The 23,334-nt window shown below is 37.5% G+C and carries 20 protein-coding genes and 2 riboswitches; of the genes, 2 read left to right on the top strand and 18 right to left on the bottom strand.

The genetic code is table 11. The annotated features are described in order from the left end of the window. Window positions 1-85: 85 nt before the first annotated feature. The 7 genes from D569_RS0110265 to D569_RS0110235 form a co-directional block, all read right to left on the bottom strand. On the bottom strand, window positions 86-850 hold the full coding sequence (locus tag D569_RS0110265) for an IclR family transcriptional regulator (protein WP_018932326.1): 765 nt from the start codon (window positions 848-850) through the stop codon (window positions 86-88). A 250-nt stretch (window positions 851-1,100) separates the two neighbouring features. Then, a complete protein-coding gene (locus D569_RS0110260) occupies window positions 1,101-2,402 on the bottom strand; it encodes an NCS2 family permease (RefSeq protein ID WP_018932325.1) in 1,302 nt (433 codons plus the stop codon). A 102-nt stretch (window positions 2,403-2,504) separates the two neighbouring features. Then, window positions 2,505-2,607, bottom strand: a riboswitch (purine riboswitch). A 72-nt stretch (window positions 2,608-2,679) separates the two neighbouring features. Further along, window positions 2,680-3,240, bottom strand: coding sequence for a DUF3267 domain-containing protein (locus tag D569_RS0110255; protein ID WP_018932324.1), 561 nt, complete (start codon window positions 3,238-3,240; stop codon window positions 2,680-2,682). Window positions 3,241-3,452: 212 nt separating this feature from the next. Next, on the bottom strand, window positions 3,453-4,295 hold the full coding sequence (locus D569_RS0110250; protein ID WP_026287291.1) for a metal ABC transporter permease: 843 nt from the start codon (window positions 4,293-4,295) through the stop codon (window positions 3,453-3,455). After that, on the bottom strand, window positions 4,241-4,951 hold the full coding sequence (locus D569_RS0110245; protein ID WP_018932322.1) for a metal ABC transporter ATP-binding protein: 711 nt from the start codon (window positions 4,949-4,951) through the stop codon (window positions 4,241-4,243). The genes D569_RS0110250 and D569_RS0110245 overlap by 55 nt, the downstream gene beginning before the upstream one ends. Before the next feature lie 52 nt (window positions 4,952-5,003). Then, window positions 5,004-6,626 (bottom strand): metal ABC transporter solute-binding protein, Zn/Mn family, encoded by a 1,623-nt coding sequence (locus D569_RS0110240; protein ID WP_018932321.1) that lies wholly within the window; start codon window positions 6,624-6,626, stop codon window positions 5,004-5,006. A 188-nt stretch (window positions 6,627-6,814) separates the two neighbouring features. Then, window positions 6,815-7,825: a ZinT family metal-binding protein gene (locus D569_RS0110235; RefSeq protein ID WP_018932320.1), complete on the bottom strand. Its 1,011-nt coding sequence runs from the start codon at window positions 7,823-7,825 to the stop codon at window positions 6,815-6,817. A gap of 435 nt (window positions 7,826-8,260) precedes the next feature. On the opposite strand from D569_RS0110235, the gene D569_RS0110230 reads away from it, so the two are divergent. Continuing rightward, on the top strand, window positions 8,261-8,782 hold the full coding sequence (locus D569_RS0110230) for a GNAT family N-acetyltransferase (protein ID WP_018932319.1): 522 nt from the start codon (window positions 8,261-8,263) through the stop codon (window positions 8,780-8,782). 160 nt (window positions 8,783-8,942) lie between these two features. Here D569_RS0110230 and guaA read toward each other — a convergent pair whose 3' ends face one another. The 7 genes from guaA to D569_RS0110195 form a co-directional block, all read right to left on the bottom strand. Beyond that, window positions 8,943-10,523, bottom strand: coding sequence for a glutamine-hydrolyzing GMP synthase (gene guaA / locus D569_RS0110225; RefSeq protein WP_051084516.1), 1,581 nt, complete (start codon window positions 10,521-10,523; stop codon window positions 8,943-8,945). A gap of 280 nt (window positions 10,524-10,803) precedes the next feature. Then, a riboswitch (purine riboswitch) is annotated at window positions 10,804-10,905 on the bottom strand. A gap of 61 nt (window positions 10,906-10,966) precedes the next feature. Then, window positions 10,967-13,180 (bottom strand): transglutaminase TgpA family protein, encoded by a 2,214-nt coding sequence (locus D569_RS0110220; RefSeq protein WP_018932317.1) that lies wholly within the window; start codon window positions 13,178-13,180, stop codon window positions 10,967-10,969. Next, a complete protein-coding gene (locus D569_RS0110215) occupies window positions 13,177-14,445 on the bottom strand; it encodes a DUF58 domain-containing protein (protein WP_018932316.1) in 1,269 nt (422 codons plus the stop codon). The genes D569_RS0110220 and D569_RS0110215 overlap by 4 nt, the downstream gene beginning before the upstream one ends. After that, window positions 14,442-15,392: an AAA family ATPase gene (locus D569_RS0110210; RefSeq protein ID WP_018932315.1), complete on the bottom strand. Its 951-nt coding sequence runs from the start codon at window positions 15,390-15,392 to the stop codon at window positions 14,442-14,444. The genes D569_RS0110215 and D569_RS0110210 overlap by 4 nt, the downstream gene beginning before the upstream one ends. Before the next feature lie 393 nt (window positions 15,393-15,785). After that, window positions 15,786-17,153 carry a TrkH family potassium uptake protein gene (locus tag D569_RS0110205; RefSeq protein WP_018932314.1) on the bottom strand — a complete coding sequence of 456 codons (1,368 nt, stop codon included), beginning with the start codon at window positions 17,151-17,153 and terminating at the stop codon, window positions 15,786-15,788. Window positions 17,154-17,203: 50 nt separating this feature from the next. Next, complete coding sequence (locus D569_RS0110200) at window positions 17,204-18,574, bottom strand: TrkH family potassium uptake protein (RefSeq protein WP_018932313.1); 1,371 nt, start codon at window positions 18,572-18,574, stop codon at window positions 17,204-17,206. 76 nt (window positions 18,575-18,650) lie between these two features. After that, on the bottom strand, window positions 18,651-19,097 hold the full coding sequence (locus tag D569_RS0110195) for a hemerythrin domain-containing protein (RefSeq protein WP_018932312.1): 447 nt from the start codon (window positions 19,095-19,097) through the stop codon (window positions 18,651-18,653). Window positions 19,098-19,210: 113 nt separating this feature from the next. On the opposite strand from D569_RS0110195, the gene D569_RS0110190 reads away from it, so the two are divergent. Further along, window positions 19,211-19,990: an ion transporter gene (locus D569_RS0110190; RefSeq protein ID WP_018932311.1), complete on the top strand. Its 780-nt coding sequence runs from the start codon at window positions 19,211-19,213 to the stop codon at window positions 19,988-19,990. 477 nt (window positions 19,991-20,467) lie between these two features. On the opposite strand, the gene D569_RS0110180 is transcribed toward D569_RS0110190, so the two are convergent. The 4 genes from D569_RS0110180 to D569_RS0110165 form a co-directional block, all read right to left on the bottom strand. Further along, window positions 20,468-21,142 carry a uracil-DNA glycosylase gene (locus D569_RS0110180; protein ID WP_018932309.1) on the bottom strand — a complete coding sequence of 225 codons (675 nt, stop codon included), beginning with the start codon at window positions 21,140-21,142 and terminating at the stop codon, window positions 20,468-20,470. A gap of 5 nt (window positions 21,143-21,147) precedes the next feature. Next, window positions 21,148-22,017 (bottom strand): ribokinase, encoded by an 870-nt coding sequence (rbsK, locus tag D569_RS0110175; protein ID WP_018932308.1) that lies wholly within the window; start codon window positions 22,015-22,017, stop codon window positions 21,148-21,150. Window positions 22,018-22,032: 15 nt separating this feature from the next. Then, window positions 22,033-22,965, bottom strand: coding sequence for a nucleoside hydrolase (locus D569_RS0110170; protein ID WP_018932307.1), 933 nt, complete (start codon window positions 22,963-22,965; stop codon window positions 22,033-22,035). 77 nt (window positions 22,966-23,042) lie between these two features. Next, window positions 23,043-23,334, bottom strand: a 292-nt coding sequence (locus D569_RS0110165) for an IS3 family transposase (RefSeq protein ID WP_018932306.1), incomplete at its 5' end; no start/stop codon positions are given.

The raw sequence follows: 23,334 nt of genomic DNA, 5'->3' as shown, positions 1-23,334 counted from the left end.
ATAAAAAGAAAGCCGTTATTCCCTCCTTTTAGTTTTATATTATAAAACATAGTTCTTTATTATAATTATTAAAAAATTTATCCTTTTACAGATAAATTTCTTTATTACCTAACGCTTGGGAAATTTCGGAACATGTTTGTTTCAGTGTATCTATAATTTTTTGTTCTAAGGCGGATGTTATCGTTTGTTTTGTTGTAGAAATACTAATAGCTGCCACCACATGATTGGTGTGATTAAATACGGGAACCGCAATACAGAATATACCAGGTTCATTTTCCTCATTATCTATCGCATAACCTTGTTTTCTAACTTCTGCTAGTTCGTCAATAAATACTTGTTTATCTGTAATAGTATTGGTTGTTTGAGCAAAAAAGTCATAATGTTGAAGTAGTTCTTCTATGTCCTTTGGTTGTCTAAATGCCATTAGTGATTTTCCGACAGCACTGCTATGAATGGGAACCCGCTTTCCTATTCGAGAATAAACAACTGCTGACTCACCCTCGACCTTATCAATGTAGACACCATACATACCTTCTAGTATCACTAAATGGGTTGTCTGACCAGTTGTGACGGATAAATCAATCAGATATTTCCGGGCAATTTCCCTTATATCCAAACTATTTAGCATAAATTGACCTCGTTCTAACAATTTTAATCCTAAACTGTATTTTCCGCTATCGGCATCCTGTTTAATATAGTCATGTTCTTTTAATGTTTTTAATAATGAGTGCGTTGTGCTTTTGTTTAACTCTAATTTCTTGCTAATTTCTGTAATCTTCATTTCACTGTTATGTTCATTGAATAAATCAAGAATTTTTAATGCTCTATCGACTGACTGGATAATCGGCATATATGTGTAACCTCTTTCATACTTTAACTTTGGTAAAAGTATATCACACTAGTTTTATATAATCAAAACTATTTTTAAATAGCTGAACTCAAATAGAAACCTGATTTATATAGGAAAAAATGAAGTGGAGGCATCTTGCTAATAGTGTAACGGTGATAAGTTTAGGGTGCTCGGAGCTAGACAAATTCTCATATTTTATAGTTTCCTATAAATAAAAGGCTTTGGCGTTCTGCCAAAGCCTTCCACGCTATTAGTGTAAGAATGCTAAATACAAGATGAAGATAACGAATAAGAACCACATGATCGGGTTGATTTCTTTTGCTTTACCTTTTGCAACCATTGTAATCGGGTAGAAAATAAAACCTACTGCAATACCTGTCGCAATACTGTATGCTAACGGCATGGTTACTACCGTTAAAAACGCCGGTACAGCTACAACAAAATCATCCCATGGAATGTCCTTCAAGGAAGATGCCATCAATACCCCTACAATAATTAAGGCTGGTGCTGTCACCGATGAAGTAACTACTCCTAGTAATGGTGAAAAGAATAACGCTAAGATAAACAATACTGCTGTTATAACTGACGCGAATCCGGAACGTCCACCTGCACCAACACCTGTTGCAGATTCTACATAAGAAGTAGTAGTTGATGTCCCTAATGTCGCACCCACTACAGTAGCCGCTGAATCTGAGAATAGTGCTTTTCCTGCTCTAGGTAGTTTATTATCTTTTAGTAAACCTGCTTTGGAAGCAACGGCAACTAACGTACCTGCAGTATCAAAAAAGTCTACGAATAAGAAAGTTAAAATAACCACTAACATTTCTAAAGTAAATACTTCCCCTAAATGAGCAAAAGCTGCGCCAAATGTCGGAGCCATACTAGGAATAGGAGCAACAATTCCCTCGGGAGTTGGTACCTGACTAAAGATCATACCCACAATGGCTGTGATGATCATCCCGTAAAATACGCCACCTTTTAGTCCTAAAGCAAGCAATATAACCGTGACGAAAACACCAAAAACAGCTAACAACGTCGGACCTGCAGTTAGGTCACCTAAGGCCACCATTGTTGATGGGTCGGCAATGATAATTCCAGAGTTTTGAAAACCAATAAATGCAATAAACAAACCAATACCGGCACCTACTGCCATCTTTAAAACTGGTGGAATTGCATTAATGACTTTTTCACGAATACCAGTAAGCGTCAAAATAATAAAGATAATACCTGATACTAACACACCTGCTAAAGCTGTTTCCCATGGAATTCCATGCCCCAAAACAACTGTATACGTAAAAAATGCGTTTAATCCCATACCCGGTGCGAGCGCGATTGGATATCTAGCAAACACACCCATAATCAGTGTACCAATAGCTGCCGCTAGTGCTGTAGCAACAAATACCGCATCTCTATCCATCCCAGTTCCTTCTGCAGCTAACATATCCGGGTTAACAAATAAAATATAGGCCATAGCTAAAAAGGTAGTAATACCCGCTACTGTTTCCGTACGATAATTTGTTCCCAATTGATCAAATTCAAAATACTTTCTCACTTTACCTTTCCTCCTTTTGTTTCCGACCGAAAGAAAAAACACTCTTAGAAAAAATTCCAAGAGTGTTTTTTACAATTCGGTGTAGTCATATGGTTATTAAACTATATCCTACATCCTCCTCGTAGTCAGAGCAATTTACGGTGCTCTGGTAGAAACTCTTGGGCCATATTCCCAACATTATACGACGAATGATTATGGTTGATATGAAGTTTGCATTAATATATTACTATATTACTAGGCAGCTTTGATTTAGTCAAGACTAAATCCGAATATTCTTTTATCTTTCTATAGTATTGTTCGCTTTTATTTCCTCGAATATTTTAATACCTTCTGCAGTATCTTCGATCAGAATCGGGCGATTTTTGTTTCGCCATAACTTATAGCAATAATAAAAGTCGCCAACACAACCAGATGTATGTATTGCAAACAGTAAATAGAGTGCCACTCGATTAATGGGAAAAATAAACGACAAAAAGACTAATAAGGTGATAATAACAAAAGGCATGATCACAATCCAAGTGAATTGTTGTTTGTTGTATTTCGTGCCCGGATTAGCTGCATAGAGCATACCACTCTTGAATCCATATTGCACCTTGGACCCAGGAGCAAACACTTTAAAAAAGATGCCATGAATCCATTCATGCAAGAAGAAGGTAAGCACTAAAGTGATGAAGAAGCTAAATAAACCTAATGCAGTAATAGGGACAGACCCTTCTGAAGACAAGAATAAACCACCAACTAACAACACGAAGAACATCACCATAGCCCATACATTCAACCATATAACTAACTTTCGATCAACCAAGATGTTGATTTCGTCGATCAACTTTAGATTCATTTGTATTCCACCTTTTTTCTTTTATTTTAACATAAATTGGAATAGAAAATCCTAGGTCTTTATCACTTTAATGTTCTTAGCAAAGCGCAGAGCTATAAACCAGAAAAGTCGGTTTAACTGAGACATCTACTTTGGGAAATGTTGTGTTTAGTCATGAACAGAAGTCAAAAGAAGTCGCAACCTTTTCTAGCGTCGCGACTTCTTTTCTATTCTCATATATTACTTTTCTTAAAAAATCTTTCGAATTTATTGTAACGAAATACATTCTTGATAAATGCTGTGATAGCAAAAACTACAATTAATATTAATGTAATCGTAGCTCCCGGGGGAGTACCTACTTCATAAGAAGCGACTAAGCCACTTAACATCCCAATTAATGCAATAACTATTCCGATTAAAATAACACCATTAAAACTTTTACTTAAACGCATCGAGATAGCAGCGGGTAAAACGATGATGGCTGAAACCAACAAAGCCCCAACGATAGGCATAATCACAGCAATTGTTATTCCTGTTAATACATTAAACAAAACAGACATCGTGTTGATAGGCAGCCCAGCGGTGAAGGCTGTTTCTTCATCAAATGTCAAAATATACATAGGCTTGCGAAAAACTAAATATAGTAGACTAATAATAATGGTAAGCATTAATAACATCCATACTTGCTGTTCACTAATGGTAACAATTGAACCAAATAAAAATTGGTTGATACTTAAAGTTGCCCCGCCATCACTTAATCCCATTAGGACTAATACTAGAGCCATTCCGGCTGACATCAAAATCGCAATAGAAATTTCCGAATAGGTGCGGTACACCGCACGCAAATATTCCAGTAATATCGCAATCACCGCTACCACTAACATATTGGTCCATGTTGGATTAACACCAATTAACAAGCCCAGTGCTACACCTGCTAAGGAGACATGGGATAACGTGTCTGCCATTAGAGATTGTCTACGTAAAATTAAAAACAAGCCTAAAACTGGTGCAATTAATGATATTAAGAGTGAGGCTTGGAAAGCTCTTTGCATGAATCCATGGAAAAACATCTCCACGGTGAGTCCTCCTTCCTCACTAGCTCAATATGTTTATCAGCATAGTGGCGAATTTCTTCATGATCGTGGGTAACCATCAAAATACCTTTACCATGTTCTTTACAATTGTGTTTGAGTAACTTATAGAATTCTTTTCGAGCATTCCCATCCATACCTGTAGTAGGTTCATCTAGTACGAACAAATCAGGATCTGTTGCAAATACACGAGCGAGAGAAATTCGCTGTTTTTGTCCACCAGATAGTTCTCCGATTTTCTTATGCCGCATGTCCCACATTCCCACTGATTCAAGTGACCGTTGGACATGCATCTTGTCTTCTTTATCTAAACGTTTAAACCATTTACCTCTCTGATAGCGCCCAGATTGCACAAGCTCCAGTACAGTGCTTGGAAAGCCAGCGTTAAAGGATGCAACTTGCTGGGAAACATATCCGACAACTAACTTCTCACCAAAGTGATTTTGGGAAGCGATTCGGACACTACCTTTCGATGGCTTAAGTAACCCCAAAATATTACGTAATAGTGTCGTTTTTGCTGCACCATTTTCTCCTGTCAGCATTACAAAATCTTCTGCATCTACTTCAAATGAAATATTTTCTAACACTGGTTCTTCTTCGTACTGAAAGGCAAGGTTTTTCACTTCAATATAATGCACCATTAAGCGACCTTTCTTTTATGATATTCTTTCGACTTATGATTTAAAAATCCTGTTATTGAACACTTAACTGTAAAGCTTCCAAGTTCTGACGCATCGCATCGACGTATCCTAGATCCTCTGCTTGTAATTCTTCAGACAATACTTCTAAATCATACATAGCTGCTGTCTCTGTTCCTGTTTCAGTAGCGACCGTTTCTGCTATTGCTGAATTAGCGCCCTGTTGATAATAAATAACTGGAACATCATGCTCTTCCACTAGGTTTGCAATCTCAGCAATACGCGATGGACTTGGTTCTACTTCTGTAGATAAACCGCCAATAGCGATTTGCTCTAAATTATATCGGTTTGCAAGGTATCCAAATGCTTGGTGTTGCACTACAAAAGCACGATTCTCTGCATCTCCAAGTTTTGCTTGATATTCTTCATCTAATGCTTGAAGCTCTTCGTTAAAGGCTTCCGCATTTTCTTCATAAATTTCTTTTCCGTCTGGATCTGCTTCAATTAGTGCATCACGAATAACATTCACTTGTTCTTGTGCTAATACCGGATCTAACCAAATATGTGGATCGTGTGATTCATGATCATCGATGATAATGGACACTGGCTCAGATTCCGCATACGTATTATGATCGTTGTCATAAAGTACCGCTTTAACTTCGAAGCTTTCTCCAGTGGTTTCATATTCAAAGTGATCGGTTTGCTGACCAGATACAACTTCCCATTGCTCATCTTCACTTTCACGTGTAAACCAGTGCCAATGATCATACTCTATATTTTCATCGAGCTGAGCAACAAGTGTAACTACATCTCCTGTGTGATAGTGATCCGCCAAGCCGGCGATTTCAATGGTACCAGTTCCATTTTCATTATCCTGACCAGATTCCTCGTCTTGGCCATGTTCGTGATCATGCCCGCCTTCTTCACCATGATTATGATCGTGTTCTTCTTCGCTATGATCATGATCGTCACCATCATGATCATCAATGACAATTTCTACTGGTTCTGATGCTGCATATTCATTATGTTCGCCATCGAAAAGTACCGCTCGAAGTTCGAAACTTTCTCCTGAGGCTTCATATTCGAATTCAGGTCCTCCTTGATCCGGAACAGTTGCCCATTCCTCATCAGCACTTTCCCTTGTATACCAGTGCCAGTGATCATATTCTACATCTTCATCTAATTCCGCTGTTAATCCGATCATGTCACCAGTGTGATAATGATCAGCAACTCCTTGAATGTTTATATTTCCAATAGCTTCTTGATTTTCCTCGTCCTCATGATCATGGTCATGATCTGAACCTTCAGTATTAACTAGGTCAACACCATCTGCTGTACGAACTATTACAAGATCATCGTTCTCTACTGTATTTAATAAACTCTCTACCCAATGTTCCATTTCTTCACTGCTATAAACCAATACTTCTGCTTCATTAACACCTGCTACATCTTGTGCGCTTGGTTCATAATGGTGTGCATCTTCTCCGGCAGAGACCATCAGTGATACATCCGCTCGATCCCCTGCTACTTGTTGCGTAAATTCATACATTGGATAAAACGATGTGACAACTGATAACTTTTCATTTGCAGTGCTTTCACCCTCATTTTGATTACATCCCAAGAGAGTAGCACACATAATGAAACTAAATAAAACAGTGACGAACCAATTTCTTTTCATTATCCATTCTCCTTACACCACTTTATACGTAATGATTACGATTTAAACACTAAAAAAATACCTTCTTTGTTATATTCATTACATTTTTTATTATCTTATGATAAAGTCAGACTTCCCTCAGCAGGTTTGTTAGCCCTTGAGGGTTAAAGAATTCTTATCAAACCATTGGAATAACGTCGTTCAAACAATTAATGTGCTAGCATTTCCTGAACGATTCCATCCTTATCTAATTCGGAAGGATAATACGTTGGCCAATTCGTAACTTCCTCTAACAGTTCTTCACGATCATCACCCCAATATAAGTGATAATGATGAGAATCGACCGGGAATATATTATGATCACTAAATTGAATATACTGAGGCATTTCATCTGATCCATCCACTAATTCAAATATAAATCGTACACCTCTATTACCTGCTTCATAAGTAAGAATCTCGTAACCATCTGATTTGTACTCTCCTGAATATTCATTTCCATTTTCAAAAAAGGTTACCTGGCCATCCTCAATAATGATGCGCTCAACATCCGTTTCGTATCCAATAGTGTAGTACTCCTTATACTCTTCTGCTGTCATATCTCCATCTTCTGCTTTATGTTCAAACACTTCGTCTAAATCTCCAGATAACAGATATGGATAAACCGATTGCCAATCCCCTTCCCAATCTGACAACTCACGATCTTCTACTTGACTATCTTCAAAGTAACCTTCATAGATTTGTTGACTTTCTTCATCATGTCCATGATGGTCATCAATGATAACTTCAACTGGTGCGGACTGAACACTAGGCTCGTGATCATCATCGAATAAAACTGCTTTAATTTCTAATCCATTGACTGTTGCTTCACCTGTAAACGTTTCTGACTCCTGTCCTGAAACAACTTCCCATTCAGCTTCTTCACTTTCTCTACTATACCAGTGCCAATGATCGAACTCTGAATCTTCTTCTAAGACTGCAGTTAGCTCCATTGTATCCCCTGTATGATAATGGTCAGCAACTCCTTCGATTTCAATACCTTCTGGTGCTTCTATCTCTTGTCCTTCGTCTTCATGATGGTCATGGTCATGTTCTTCGTCTGTATGTACTTCTTGTTCCCCTTCCTCTGTTCCATCCACTTGCTCACCTTCTGTGCCTTGACATGCAGTTAGATAAAAACTGATTAACAATAAAATTGATAAACTAGTAAGTAATCTTTTCATTCTTCTTCCCTCTCCTATACATTTTTTCTTTAATCATCATTATTACGTTTTGATAGCAGCACTTATTTATCTTCTCGACCAATAAATTTAAGTTTAAACCTACGTTCTCCTTTCTATAAAGAATCAATATAACTATCCAAATAAGGTCAAATCGTAATCATTACGATTACATGATATTATAAACCATTAAACCCGAAACGTAAATAGTAATGATTATGATTTATGCGATTTTAGTAATTTCAGTCGGGAGTCCTTAGGAAGTTGGTCATCTTTTGATAGAAACTATTATTCTTTTAGTTTTAATCGGTATGAAGAACAGTAGGCACACAATTTAAAAACCATTTGCTATCTTTAAGAAGTGCGTTTTGCTTGTTAAAACGGTCTAAACTCGGTAATAATAAGAAAACACATTTTAAAAAATCGGAGGATTAAACGATGTTCGTCTATACTCGAAAAGCAACGATACATGATGCAGAAGCAATCATGTCGATTTTAAATGATGGAATTGCCTATTTAAAGGAGCAAGGGGTGCCACAATGGCAAAATGGAGAAGGCCCGACACCTGAATTAATTAAACAGGATATCGAAAAAGGATATGCACATGTCTTAATCTACGATAACAAGGTAGCGGGGTACGGTGCGTTAGTTCCTGGTCCAGAAGCGCCTTACGAAAATATAACGGAAGGATCATGGGAAGAACAAGAAGATTCTTACATCGTTATCCATAGAATTGCGGTAGATTTACATGTCCGTGGGAAAGGGTTATCTAAAATACTATTACATGATTTAATTGTGCTCTCACGTCAAATGGAATTTAAAGATGTACGTGTTGATACATATCCGAAAAATGAGATTATGCAAAAAGTGATTGTGAATGCAGGATTTAATTATAGGGGAATGATCTATTTTCCTATTGAACACGGTGAGCGTAAAGCATACCAACTTTTGCTTGATTGATAGTTAGACTAAGAATAGCCCAAACCTGATGGTATCGGCTATTCTTCACTTCTAATTATTTATTCAAAACATATTATTCACTGATTAAACATACAATCCCTTAATTATCTTCAAAAATGTAGTATAATCAATATATTTTTTACCAAAATATTCTCATCTTTTATTCCCATTCTATCGTAGCTGGTGGCTTACTTGTCACATCATACAGCACACGATTAATGTGGTCCACTTCATTAACTAACCGTACAGATATCTTCTCCAAAATGTCCCACGGAATTCGAGCCCAATCAGATGTCATTCCATCAATCGACGTTACCGCACGGATACCGATCGCGTAATCATACGTACGCGCATCTCCCATCACACCTACACTGCGGATGTCCGGTAACACTGTAAAGTACTGCCAGATGTCACGATCTAATCCAGCTTTTTTAATTTCCTCACGCAAGATCGCATCTGATTCACGGACAATTTCTACTTTCTCTGGCGTGATTTCGCCAAGTACACGGATACCAAGGCCAGGTCCCGGGAATGGTTGACGCCATACGATCTCATCAGGTACTCCAAGCTCTGTTCCTAAAGCACGTACTTCGTCTTTAAACAACGTATTTAATGGTTCAATTAACTGAAAATCCATATCTTCTGGTAACCCACCAACATTGTGGTGAGATTTAATCGTTTGAGCTGTTTCCGTTCCACTTTCAACAATATCCGTATAAAGCGTTCCTTGAGCTAAGAAATCCATGTTTTCTAGCTTTGCTGCTTCATCATCAAAAACATAAATAAATTCATTACCAATAATTTTACGCTTCTGTTCAGGGTCGGACACACCTTTTAACTTGGAAAGAAAACGTTCCTGGGCATCGATTTTGATAATATTCATATTAAACTGATCACGGAAGGTACGCATTACTGTTTCACCTTCATCTTTACGTAATAAGCCGTGATCAACGAAAATACATGTTAACTGATCACCGATCGCTTTATGAATAAGTGCAGCAACAACAGAAGAGTCAACACCACCACTTAATGCACATAGTACATTACGATCACCGACTTGCTCTCTGATTTTATCTACTTCCATATCAATGAAGTTTGCCATTGTCCAATCGCCTGCACAATTACAAGCTTGGAAAACAAATGATTTTAATAAGTCATTGCCATATTCCGTGTTACGTACTTCTGGATGGAATTGTACACCAAATAGCTGCTTATCTTTATTACTCATTGCTGCAACTGGTGTGGAAGAGCTTGTTGCTTCAATATCAAAGTCTTTTGGCGGCTCGATAATCTTGTCACTATGGCTCATCCAGACTACTTGTTCTTCCGGAGTTCCTTCAAAAAGTAATGCTCCCTCTTTGACATGAATATCTGCTTTACCATATTCACGCTCATTAGCACGTTCTACTACACCGCCGAAATGATGGGTCATCAACTGCATGCCGTAGCAAATACCTAAAACCGGTATTCCTAAATCAAAAATACGCTCATCACAACGGAAGCTGTTTTCACCGTACACGCTGTGAGGACCACCTGATAGAATAATTCCTTTTGGATTCATTTCTTTTATTTCATCGATTGTTAAACGATGAGAATGCAGTTCACTATATACCCCAAATTCACGGATACGTCGTGTAATTAATTGATTGTATTGACTACCAAAATCTAATACTAAGATCATTTCATTGTTTACTTCCAAGTTGTCCACTCCTTCAGTTTGATTACATTCTATATCATACATGCATGATGATAGTTACTCATTAATTGTTGTGAAATCTCCATCGTTTATTGCGAAATTCGCTATCTTTATTGCGAAATCCCTATTGTTTATTGCGAAACTCGCTACCTTTATTGCGAAATCCCTATTGTTTATTGCGAAACTCGCTACCTTTATTGCGAAATCCCCATTGTTTATTGCGAAACTCGCTATCTTTATTGCGAAATCCCCATTGTTTATTGCGAAATCATCTTTATCATAAAAAATCTGCCTTTCTTCATAATAAACAGAAAGGCAGAAATCCCGGCAAGACCCCCGCCTTCATAGTCCGAACATTTACGGTGTTCCGGTAGAAACGTTTGAGCCTTATTCTCAAACATATATGAAGGTGATATGATGATGCAGGGAAGACTGCATCGAATATTCGCTTTAATTTTCATCTATTCTATCAATCGATACGAGGCTGGTCAAGCTAATATTTGATCAATCATTTGTTGGAATAACCCATGTAATCGCTTGTTATCCTTTGCTAATGATGGTTGGTCACGATACAGGTATTCTTCATATGCTAGTGTGATATCATACATTTCTGAAGTTCCTAAACGCCTGTCTACTTCTTTGGCATACTGTCGTAAAGTTTGCCCTTTCGTTCGAGGCATCCCTCTTTTTTCTAGTATTTCCAGTAAGTAGACATAAGATGCTTCTATCTCTAACCTTTGTTTTAATCGATCCCATTTCTTTAACAAATACCAATCTCTTAGTTCCGTAAGTTTACGATAAATGATGGTAGCAAGAATCGCTAAGATGAGCAGTACAGCACCTATCCAATAATAGTTTCCACCATTTCCTTTCTCCTCATTATCGGCACCACCAACTTCACTTTCATCTTCATCTGGATTTAGTTGTTCATTTTCCTGTTCGACTTCACTTGATTCTTGCTCCGTTTCTTCTTCCGTTTCTTCTTCATCGATCATATAATCCTCTGTGTTCACATCTCCGCTCGTTTCTAGATAAAAGTCAGTTGGGTTCGTAAAACCACTTGTTGGTTCAAAAGGTACCCAGCCAGTTTCAGGAAAATATACCTCTACCCATGAGTGCGCGTTATTATTCGTCACTTCATATAAAGAATAGTCGTCTGGAAGTGGAGGCTGATCTGCCGCTTCCACGCCACCAGTGAATCCTTTCACCCACCGTGCAGGGATATCCAAAGCACGAAGCATCACGACCATAGAAGTTGAAAAATTATCACAATAACCTACTTTGGTCTCGAATAAAAATTGATCAACATAATCCTCGCCTTCTTCTGGGACAGATACATCTTCGATCTGATACACGTACCCATTGGTAGAGAAGTAGCTTTCTATCGCCTGTGCTTTATCGTACCTAGTGTCTTCTCCGTCTGTTATCTCAAGTGCTAATTCACTTACGCGTTCTGGTAGACTGTCTGGTAATTGCAAATACTGTTCTTTTATCCCTGCAGGATCATCGCCTGAATTATCTCTCAATTCATTTATCGCATAGGAAGGAGCATCATATTCAATCGTATAAGACAAATTTTGATTCTGTTCGGATGATTCAGATTCTATCAGACCGAATTCACTATCCGTAAAAAACTGTCCTTGGTCTAATGACGTAATACGATTAATACCATACGGATATACAACTTTCGGCAATTGATTTTGATTTACTGGTCGTACCTCCGCATTGTATGAAGTTGTTTCCACCTGTTGTGAAAAAGTACTCCAACCTAGATTACCATTGGTTAATTCTTGAAAGTCTAATTCTGTTGAACGTTCCCAGCCCTTTCCAGTATACAAGTCCTTCGATTCTATTCTCCAATAAATATCATCATGAGCAATTGCCTCAAACACAGGAGAATCATCCTGTACAAAAGAACCTCCCAATTGTGAATCGTCTTCCCCATAACCGACTTTTTGTACTGGACCATCACTAAAACCAACATGTCCTGCTGTACTTTGAATAAAAGGAACAGGATCTGGCCATTGTGGATTTAACTTCGGTGAATAGATACCAAGTATGGTAGCAAACAGTACAATGACCAGCACCGGTGTCATCCAACTCCAAACATGTTGCTTACGATGAGTGGTATCCACATTATTCATCAATTTCACATATCTGCTGAGTCCGAGAACCAGAAAGGATACGACAAACGTTCTGATCATGGCTGCTTGACCATCGTATATCGTATACGTATCTAATACTGCTAAATAAACGAACGTTAAAACAACAAATAAGAAGAATTTATTAGCAACCATAAACCAATAGTGTAATAGATAGCTCATAAGCCATAACAATAGCAAGAATAAAAAGCTTCTGAAAAAGGATGTCATTAATACCCAATCGTTTTTCCAAACCGCTGCGAGATTATACCTTAATTCCAACGTTAAAGTCTGTATCCATTCACGAGACAACAAGGTAGCATCAAGAAATAAATAATCTAGTATAAACAGTAGGGAAACAGATTTGATTACGAACTTGGCCCAGCCATTCCTTGTTAAGAAAGAAGTAACAAAGCAAATAGCCGTATAAATGACAAACAAATGCACATTACCTGTATCTGTTATTTGTTCTAACGGGCGGAGCCATTCCCAGAATAATAGAAAACCTGCTAATAATAGAATAAAAGAAGATACAGATTCTAAAGAGATATTTTTTTTCATCGAGATGCCTGCACCTCCCACTGTTCTTGCTTCAGTTCCCTTTCTGTTACGGCTTGTACACTTATATTTTTCAAGCGTAGTGCCCGAATATATTGCTCTTCTTTATCGTTCAATTGTTTTTCTGGAATAACATAGCAAACTACTATGGTATAATCTTGTTTCTTCCAGTTGGATAATCTCTCTACTAATAATTCATCTAAATGATGAATAACAAACAAAATGACACTTCCTCTTGAAAGTTCCTTCATTGGAGTTGTTATTCGTTCTGCTAATGATACCTGTTCTTGTGTTACAGTTGCGAGGTAGTTTTGCACTGCTGGAAATTGGAACTGTAATTGTTGATTGGAGAAAAATCTCTCCGTTTTTCCGAACGTATAAAACGAGATGTTTTGATCTTTCTTACGCAACGACTGTAAAACAGATGCTGTCCATTCCACTACTGCTTCAAACACTAATCGTTGCGATTGTTGTAGGCCACCCACATCTAAAACAACGACAATACTGGAATCCTTTTCCTGTTCAAACTCTTTTGTCATCACAGTATTTTTCCGAGCAGTCGTTTTCCAATCAATCCATGAAAAGCGATCCCCGGGAATATATTCTCGAACACCTGATACAACATTTGTCAGCTTTTCGTCATGGACATGTGAGGAATTGGAGCCTTCTTCTAAACTCATAGATTGCTGTTTCCACTTCAAGTCTTGAATAGCAGGATAAACAAAAAACTCTTTCGTGACATAAAATGGATGATTACATTCAACAAAACCGAATGGATCACCCATTTTCAGATTGATATCGGACAACTGATGTTTTCCTCGTGGCAGATGCTCTATCCGATACGAAACAGTAAATTCTTTCTGAAAACCTGGATATATGACTTTTTTTACATAACGCTTTCTATTATAGGATGGTTGATCAGAAAGAGATTGATATTTTTTCTTGCCGATATCTTGAAACTGAAGTGTTTCAGGAAACATCTCTTCTAAAACTAAATAGAAAATAGGAAAGCGTGATTTTCGCTTGATCGTAATCGTTACCTCTATCTCACTACCTGTTTCCAAATACCGGTCCGATAATATTCTATCGATCTTCCAATTGTGAATCGGATAGAATGGGATAAACAGCATATAGAGAATAATAGGTAACATACTGTAGAATAAAAACCAGCTAACAAATCCTCCTTGAAACATTGCAAATACAAACAAGATCCCTAGTAAAAGAAGTAGTTGCAGTTCTCTTACCATTTTTTTAATGATTCGTTTCATCCATGCAATTCCTTCCGTACAGGGACATCGATTTCTTCTAGTATTTGCGTAATAAGAGAAGATTGGGTAACACCTTCATATCTTGCTTCCGGACGTAATATGACCCGGTGTGATAGAACATAAGGAGCTAAATAAACGATGTCGTCTGGTATCACATAGTCGCGTTTTTGAATATAAGCATATGCTTTTGCTGCTTTCATCAATGAAATCGAACCACGTGGACTTACCCCTAGTTGAACGTAAGGACTTTTTCTCGTTTCAGATACCAGTTGAACAATATAACGTTTTACCGTGTTATCAACATAGAGACTGTCTACTTCTTTTTGCATATTTAGTAATTGTTCTTTATTGATAACTGCTTCTATTTCATCAATTGGATGCTCACGATCAGTTCGATTTAACATTTCTAATTCATCTGCTTCGTTGGGATATCCCATACTTAACTTCATGAGGAAACGGTCAAGTTGTGCTTCAGGTAGTGGATATGTTCCTTCATAGTCTACTGGATTTTGGGTTGCCATTACGAAAAAAGGCTTTTGCAGTGATTTTGTCATGCCATCTACTGTTACATTCATTTCCTCCATCGCTTCCAGTAAAGCGGATTGGGTTTTTGGTGAGGTTCTATTAATCTCATCCGCTAATACGATATCACCAAAAATAGGGCCACTTCGAAATTCAAATACCATTTCTTTTGGATTATATATCGAAACACCTGTTACATCAGAAGGTAATAAATCAGGTGTGAATTGGATTCTTTTAAAATCACAATTTAATGATTTTGACAATGCTCGCACCATCATTGTTTTTCCTACACCTGGTACGTCTTCCAATAATACATGCCCATCAGCTAACAGAGCAACAAGACTGAGTGTTACCTCACGTTCCTTTCCAATCATAACTTTTTCAATGTTTTCTAGAATTTGTCCTACTTCGTTTCCGTAATCCATCTTATCCGCCTCCATTCTCACTACTCTTTCCCGAAACTATTACTACCTATAACTATACTATATTATAACCCCCTTTTCCTACTGATTAATCTAGGTGAATGAAGAAAATCTTGGATTTCTCCGGCATAGATTGATTTCAAAAACTGTGAAGACTCGAGCACACCACAAAATGGAACGTCAACATTTATTGAGCGGACATATAGTGCGTTATTTGGCAAAATAACTACCATTTCTCGATGTTAGCGGACATTTAGTTCCTTATTCGGTTACTTTTGGTGAAAATTAGCGTAATTTTCGATGAATAGCGGAACAAATGTCCGACCGAGGTCAGGTTTGTCAAATCGTAAATTCAATACTTCTCCACAAAAATAACCCCATGCAAAGGCCTTGAGGTTATCCGATAATAACTCGTTCTGTTGGGTAATGAAAACGATCTTTGGTATCATCGCCACGGATGATAAATAAGAAGGTAAAGAGTCCGATCCGACCAATAAACATGAGACACATGATTAAACATTTACCAAAAGTAGATAATTCAGGAGTAATCCCCATTGATAAACCGGTAGTACCAAAAGCAGATGCTACTTCAAAGATAATTTCCATCAGAGTAAATGGCTCTGTTTTATTTAGAATAATAACCGATCCGACACAAAGCATTAATGCAGTAGTGATGACGATAAAAGATCGCAACATATCTTCTTGGTGAATTTCACGTCCGAATACTTTCACACTTGAATTCCCTTTAGCATAATTCCAAATCGTCAAAAGCATAATCGCAAATGTTGTCGTTCGAATCCCACCTCCAACACTGCTTGGAGAAGCACCAATAAACATTAAGGCACTGATTAAAAATAGTGTAGCCGTTGAAAATTCAGACACATCCATTGTTGCCAAACCACCACTTCTACTGGTAACCGATTGGAACAAGCTATAGAAGAATGTTTCATGCCATGATTTATCCGCAAAGAATGCGTTTTTCTCAAGTAAAAAGATCAGCAAAGTTCCAATCACAACCAGCCAAAAGAATGTAGCTGTCGTAATTTTGGTAAACAAAGAAAATTTATGACGATCATTAATTACTTGACTTCTTCCTTTTAGAACTTCCTGCACTTCGACTAACACTGGAAAACCAATGGCTCCTAAAACAATCAGAATCATATTGATAAATTGTACAAAATAATCATCAGCAAACGGGATTAACGAAGCACCAGTAATATCTAAACCACCGTTCGTAGTTGCACTGACTGCTCCAAATAAACCGTGTAACATAGCTTCTCCGACACTGTCATAATAATTGAGAAAATGAATCGATAAAATGGCAGCACCAATCAACTCAATCAACAAAATCAGTTTAAAGATCTCCAGCATTAATTTAACTAGACCAGAAAGTGTTTTACTATTTTGCTCAACCATAATCATTTTCCGACTGCGAATACCGATTTTTTTACCGAGTACTACCCAGATAAAGGTCCCCATCGCCATAATCCCTATACCACCAAGGTGTAATATTACCGCAATGGCAATCTGACCAGCTGGGTTAAAGACATCTGCAACAGTAATAACCGTTAATCCTGTCACACTTATCGATGTAACCGCAGTGAACATAGCGTCAATAAATGATAATTCGATTCCTGGATTATGAAAAATTGGCAAACTAACAATTATAGTTGCAATAATGACCGCTAACAAGTAATAGATAACGATATGATGAATGGCTGTCCATTGTTTCATCACATGTTTTAATTTTTCGATGGTATTCATCTCTATGACCCCTTGGTATAATTCAAACTAGAGGATAGTTTATCATAGATTTATCCAATTATCATCTTTTCTTTTGGATAGTGATAGCGGTCGTGAACGTCCTCTCCACGAATTAAGAACAAGAAAGAGAAAATTCCAATTCTTCCGATAAACATCAATAAAATAATCACTATTTTACCGATTACCGATAAATCGGATGTCACTCCCATTGACAGCCCCGTGGTACCAAAAGCCGAAAACACTTCAAAAACAATTGCCATATTCGATAGTGGCTCTATCCAAATCAAAAACACGATGGCACTACCACATAACATAATCGCTGTAATCGCAACAATAAATGATCTTGTTACATCATCAGGATCAACCTCACGTTTGAACACTTTAATCGTATTATGCCCTTTTGCGTAATGAAAAATAGCCAGCATCATAATGGCAAACGTTGTAGTACGAATTCCGCCTCCTACACTACTAGGGGATGCTCCAATAAACATAAGTGCACACAAAAGTAATAACGTAGGTGTGGTGAATTCTGCAACATCCATTGTTGCCAAACCACCATTTCGTGTTGTAACGGACTGAAAAAGACTATAAAACAACGATTCATGCCATGCCTTTCCCTGCAAGAAATGATTATGTTCAAACAGAAAAATACCTATGGCTCCGACCACAATTAATATAAAAAACGTAATCGTAGTTATTTTCGTAAATAAAGAGAATTGATATTTCCATTCTAAATTGCGATATCTTCCCCAAAGTACTTCCTGTATTTCTAATAAAACAGGAAATCCAATTGCCCCTAAAACTAGAAGAAGAATGGTAATAAATTGCACGAAATAGTCATGTGCAAAAGGTACAAGCGAAGCACCAGTAATATCAAAACCTGCATTTGTTGTCGCACTCACAGATGCAAAAATTCCTTGTATTAATGCTTCTTGCCATGTATCAAAATACTTTAGAAAGTAAATGGAAAGAACGACAGCACCAAACAATTCAATGACTAATATCGTTCTTAAAATTTTCAACATCAATTGGACTAATCCTGCTAATGTATTGCGATTTTGATCAATTTGAATCAATTGCCTTGTTCGTATTCCGATTTTTTTACCAAGCACTAAATATATAAATGTTCCTAACGTCATAATACCAATCCCGCCAAATTGCAAGACAAACGCTAAAACGAAGTAACCGATATTATTAAACGTGTCAGCTGTAGATACAACAGTGAGTCCTGTCACACTGATGGCACTGACTGCAGTAAAGATACTATCTAACAAGGATAGCTCGACACCTTCACGGTGGAAGTATGGGATACTAAGTAAAAATGTAGATAATAATGCAGCTGAAAAATAAAATAAAACAATAAGATGAATACCAGACAAATTACTTAATTTATCAAAAAAAATACCTAATCTTTTACGCACAGTGTTCACTTCTTTCTATTTTCTAGTGCTACAACTGACATTATAGCAAAAAATAGAAATGGAATCCTAGTTAATTTTAAAATCCGCTGTATGAATCTCGATGAAACCTGCCGTTCGCCTGATACAAATAATTCTCAGGAATAGCTTGCTCTATCATCGGGAAAATTACTCGTTCCTCTAACCGGACATGCTTTTGCAACAACTCCCCTAAATCACGGAAAATTTGACGATCTTTACGTTGCATACTTCTGATTTGTTGAACATAGCTTCTGATCTGCACATGTTGCATCAGCATTTCACGAATTTCAGGGATATCTATCTCTTGATATTGGGCAAACAATGGTAATAACACTTCTTCTTCATCACGAAAATGATCTTCTCCATCGTTTTTCCAGAACTTAATAACATCTCTTGTCATCTCCTGAATACTCGCTTTTTCATCTGCATTTTTTAACTGTTGTGCCATTACTAGTGTGTGGTGATGATGATGAGATAACGGATGCAGCGCTTCATGTCGTTTCATTTATATCGACTCCTTTTTTTATTATAGTATCAAGTTTGTGTTTATCCTCATTTCATTTTAAAATAATTTGGAGAGATATAATGTGATTTGTTATATAGAAAAGGAGAAATCGGATGAATTCATTAAGAAAATTTGTCATGGATATACGCTTTAATCGCTTTATTACAGGACTAATTATATTTAATGCGATCTTAATTGGTCTTGAAACATTCCCAAATATTTATGAAAACTATCATACTTACTTTGTTGTAATTGATATAATCATTCTCGCCATTTTCACTTTAGAGGTGATTTTAAAAATTATTGTACTGAAAAAAGGTTTTTTCTCTAATCCTTGGAATATTTTTGACTTTGTGATCGTACTGGGAAGTTTGATTTTATATAGTACCCCGTTCGTTAGTGTATTACGTATTTTTCGTGTTTTGCGTGTTTTCCGTACGATTACCGTTATTCCCACTTTAAGACGGATTGTATCCGCACTATTTATGGCTATTCCAACGATCAGCAGTGTGTTGTTAATTATGACCATCATTTTCTATGTTTATGCCATTCTCGGTACATCTTTTTATGGCGATATTGCACCTGAATATTTTGGTGATATCTTTTTAAGCTTTGTTACATTGTTCCAGATTTTCACTTTGGAATCCTGGGCAAGTGGTATTTTCCGCCCAATATTTGCAGAAGAACCATGGTCATGGCTGTACTTCCTATCCTTTATTGTGATCGCAACGTTCATCATGATTAATTTAATCGTTGGGGAAATCGTCAATAATGCACAAAAAATCACTGACGATATTGAAGAAGATACAGATGAGATCAAAGAGGATACAAGTGAAATTAAAGAATTGCGGAAAGAAATACGAGAGCTGAAGGAAATGTTACAGAATAAATAAACCTTTCTAATTTTGTTCCTTGGATATCTCCTTGCATCTATCCAAGTTAAGAAAAACCGGCAAAGCCCACCCGACCCTGTCCAAAGTAGTAGTTATAAAGTAGTAGTTATTTTGACATGAATAAAAGGTTAAACAACCGCTGCGGCTTGCCCACTTCAACTCCTGTGGAAACTGTTTTACCTGAAGATCCACTTTTTCAAGCGGTTTTTGCTTGGAAAAGTTAGCTGAAGGTAAAACTCCAGAAAGGGAAGCGGGCAGCCGGAGCGATGCTTTCCGTCTACATATCATTTCAAAATGACCACCTATGATACAAAAAAACACTATCATGCCGCGTATAATGCTTTCCTTATAAATAAGAAAAGCGAAAAGCGCCCGTTTAGAAACGTAGCGGTAGTTTCTGGTGCTTGGAGCTAGACAGACACCTAATTTTTATACTTTCTTTCTTATGAACAAATGAACGATTCCTATTTATCTCTATTATTCAATCTCCCAATCTATTGCTTCTTGTCCATTTCCTTCAAGAATCTGATTAGCTTTAGAAAATGGTTTGCTACCGAAAAATCCGCGATGAGCTGATAATGGGCTTGGATGTGGTGATTTGATTACATAATGTTTAGTTAAATCAATCAGAGCTTGTTTTTTCTGTGCTGCTGCTCCCCAAAGGATATATACGACAGGTGTTTCTTTTTGATTCAATGTCATGATAACTTGGTCAGTGAATTGCTCCCATCCCTTACCACGATGAGAATGTGCTTGTCCTTGCCGTACGGTTAATACGTTGTTAAGTAGCAGTACACCTTGTTCTGCCCATTTCACGAGATAACCATGATTCGGAATGGGGCATCCAATATCTGCATGTAATTCCTTATAGATATTTTTAAGTGAAGGCGGAATATCAACCTCTGGCTTAACTGAAAAACTTAAACCATGCGCCTGATTAGGTCCATGATAAGGGTCCTGACCTAGAATCACCACTTTCACATGATGAAAAGGTGTGTAATGTAACGCATTATAAATATCATACATATTGGGATAAATCGTGTAGTTCTGATACTCCTGTTTCAAAAACTCTCGTAATTGCACATAATAATCCTTTTGAAATTCAGCTTCTAATAACTCTGCCCAATCATTATTCAATATTTTTGTCGTCATAACTATCAACCTTTTCCTAAAAATTGTTCTACTTGGTCTTTTGTCGGCATACCGCCTTGGGCTCCTTTCTTGCCGACGGATAACGCTGCTGCTGCATTCGCAAACGTGACAGCTTTCGTTAAAGCTTGACCTTCGGCTAACGCCACTGCTAATGCTCCATTAAAGGTATCACCAGCACCTGTTGTATCTACAACATCTACTGGATGACCTGCTACTTCTTGCTCTTTGCCAGCTTCAACAAAAGATACACCTTGTTTACCTTTTGTGATAATTAATTTCTCATTAGACTGATTTCCGAATAGTTGTTGCCGTTCGGTTTCATTCGGCGTAATATATGTAGCTTGTTCCCATGTTGCTTGATCCAATTCCATAGCTGGTGCAGGATTAACAATAACAGGAATCCCATGTTTATAACATAATTCCATACTATATACAATCGTTTCTTTCGGAATTTCAAATTGAAGTAAAACATAATCACTCTTGAGAATCGCAGCTTTGATTTGTTCGATATAATCCTTTGTCACTTTGCCATTTGCTCCAGCAATGATAATGATTCGATTATCCTGTTCAGATAAGATGATATTAGCAAGACCTGTTGGTGTATCCCTTACATGATCAACGTGGTCTACTTGAATGTTTTCTTTCCGTAAATGATCCATTAAAACATCACCAAATTGATCGTCACCCACACGGCCAACCATCGTTACTTCCGCTCCCAAACGAGCAGCCGCTACTGCTTGATTTGCACCTTTTCCACCAGGTACCGTTTGGAAATTGGCCCCTCTTACCGTTTCACCTTGGACTGGCATTATATCTGTTTCGGTAACTAAGTCCATATTAATACTGCCAATCACCGTGATTTTAGGTTGATTCATTCCTGACGTCTCCTCTCACTCGGAGTATGATTCTAACGCTTTTTTAAATAAGCTCCAAAATTTCCCCTGATCGAGTCCCGTAGCAAAATAAGCATTCGGCTGATGACCTGTTACAGCTAAACGATCGACTACCGTCATCCCGTAACTGTGCTCTCCTTTTGTTTCTATCGCAACATGAACATCTTCAAATTCAAAAATGGAAGGATCAATAAGATGTGCAATCGTACATGCATCATGAATCGGGCCACCTGAAAATGCAAAATAGTCTTTGTACGCTTGCATAAAAAAGACTAATAACTCTGCCACAAATTCACTTACTGGATTGGCAATTTCTTTTAACTGTTCTACTGTTTCTTTGGTAGCCAGGGCTTGATGTGTTACATCCAATCCAAACATTCGAATCGGAAGTCCACTCTCAAACACGACTTTTGCTGCTTCTGCATCCACATAAATATTAAATTCTGCTGCCGGTGTCCAATTACCAAAAGTACCCCCGCCCATTAAGACAATTTCCTTTATCTTCGTCCTGATAGAAGGATCTTTGACTAGTGCCAAGGCAATGTTGGTTAATGGACCTGTCGGAACTAAGGTAATCGGCTCTGCTGAATGGTGTAATTGCTCAATAATATAATCAACCGCATGTTGACTAATCGCTGTTCTTTTTGGAGTCTTCGGCAGATTAGGACCGTCTAAACCGGTCTCTCCATGAATATGCTCTGCTATTTCTGGTTCTCTTACCATCGGCCGTGCTGCACCTTGTACTACCGGAACATCGTCTAAACCGATAATATCACAAACCTTTAATGCATTTAAGGTATTCTTTTCTACTTCTACATTTCCCGAAACCGTTGTAATACCGACGATATCTAACGGACTAACTTTAGACGCTGCTAGAATAATAGCAATCGCATCATCATGCCCGGGATCACAATCTAAAATCACTTTCATATTCATCACTCCTTACCCTATATTGTACACAAAAAAACTGTGAAGCATGGTGGTTACCCCCAAAAGTTAGAGTCTTGTTATACAGCTGATTGGTTAGATTGAGTTCGGTATTCTACTGGACTCAATCCAGCCAATTTTTCTTTTGATCGTTCGTGATTATACCAGTAGATGTATTCTTCAATTCGTCTTTTTAATTCCTCATAGCTTACTAGTTCTTCTCCATAATACATTTCTTGTTTCAATAGACCAAAGAAATTCTCTATTGAAGCATTGTCTGCACAAGTAGCTTTACGTGACATGCTTTGGAATACTTTATTTTGTTTTAATGTACTTACCCATTGGTTGTGCTGATAATGCCATCCTTGATCA

Origin of the sequence: Gracilibacillus lacisalsi DSM 19029 (assembly GCF_000377765.1) — a bacterium.
In the GTDB taxonomy this organism is placed as follows: domain Bacteria; phylum Bacillota; class Bacilli; order Bacillales; family Amphibacillaceae; genus Gracilibacillus; species Gracilibacillus lacisalsi.
This window is presented reverse-complemented; position numbering and strand designations above follow the sequence as displayed.

What these genes read in the sequence shown, in the direction of transcription:
- D569_RS0110265 (WP_018932326.1), bottom strand. Translation starts at nt 850, where the DNA reads ATGCCGATTATCCAGTCAGTCGATAGAGCATTAAAAATTCTTGATTTA.
- D569_RS0110255 (WP_018932324.1), bottom strand. Translation starts at nt 3,240, where the DNA reads ATGAATCTAAAGTTGATCGACGAAATCAACATCTTGGTTGATCGAAAG.
- D569_RS0110245 (WP_018932322.1), bottom strand. Translation starts at nt 4,951, where the DNA reads ATGGTGCATTATATTGAAGTGAAAAACCTTGCCTTTCAGTACGAAGAA.
- D569_RS0110240 (WP_018932321.1), bottom strand. Translation starts at nt 6,626, where the DNA reads ATGAAAAGAAATTGGTTCGTCACTGTTTTATTTAGTTTCATTATGTGT.
- D569_RS0110235 (WP_018932320.1), bottom strand. Translation starts at nt 7,825, where the DNA reads ATGAAAAGATTACTTACTAGTTTATCAATTTTATTGTTAATCAGTTTT.
- D569_RS0110230 (WP_018932319.1), top strand. Translation starts at nt 8,261, where the DNA reads ATGTTCGTCTATACTCGAAAAGCAACGATACATGATGCAGAAGCAATC.
- guaA (WP_051084516.1), bottom strand. Translation starts at nt 10,523, where the DNA reads ATGTATGATATAGAATGTAATCAAACTGAAGGAGTGGACAACTTGGAA.
- D569_RS0110220 (WP_018932317.1), bottom strand. Translation starts at nt 13,180, where the DNA reads ATGAAAAAAAATATCTCTTTAGAATCTGTATCTTCTTTTATTCTATTA.
- D569_RS0110215 (WP_018932316.1), bottom strand. Translation starts at nt 14,445, where the DNA reads ATGAAACGAATCATTAAAAAAATGGTAAGAGAACTGCAACTACTTCTT.
- D569_RS0110210 (WP_018932315.1), bottom strand. Translation starts at nt 15,392, where the DNA reads ATGGATTACGGAAACGAAGTAGGACAAATTCTAGAAAACATTGAAAAA.
- D569_RS0110205 (WP_018932314.1), bottom strand. Translation starts at nt 17,153, where the DNA reads ATGAATACCATCGAAAAATTAAAACATGTGATGAAACAATGGACAGCC.
- D569_RS0110195 (WP_018932312.1), bottom strand. Translation starts at nt 19,097, where the DNA reads ATGAAACGACATGAAGCGCTGCATCCGTTATCTCATCATCATCACCAC.
- D569_RS0110190 (WP_018932311.1), top strand. Translation starts at nt 19,211, where the DNA reads ATGAATTCATTAAGAAAATTTGTCATGGATATACGCTTTAATCGCTTT.
- D569_RS0110180 (WP_018932309.1), bottom strand. Translation starts at nt 21,142, where the DNA reads ATGACGACAAAAATATTGAATAATGATTGGGCAGAGTTATTAGAAGCT.
- rbsK (WP_018932308.1), bottom strand. Translation starts at nt 22,017, where the DNA reads ATGAATCAACCTAAAATCACGGTGATTGGCAGTATTAATATGGACTTA.
- D569_RS0110170 (WP_018932307.1), bottom strand. Translation starts at nt 22,965, where the DNA reads ATGAAAGTGATTTTAGATTGTGATCCCGGGCATGATGATGCGATTGCT.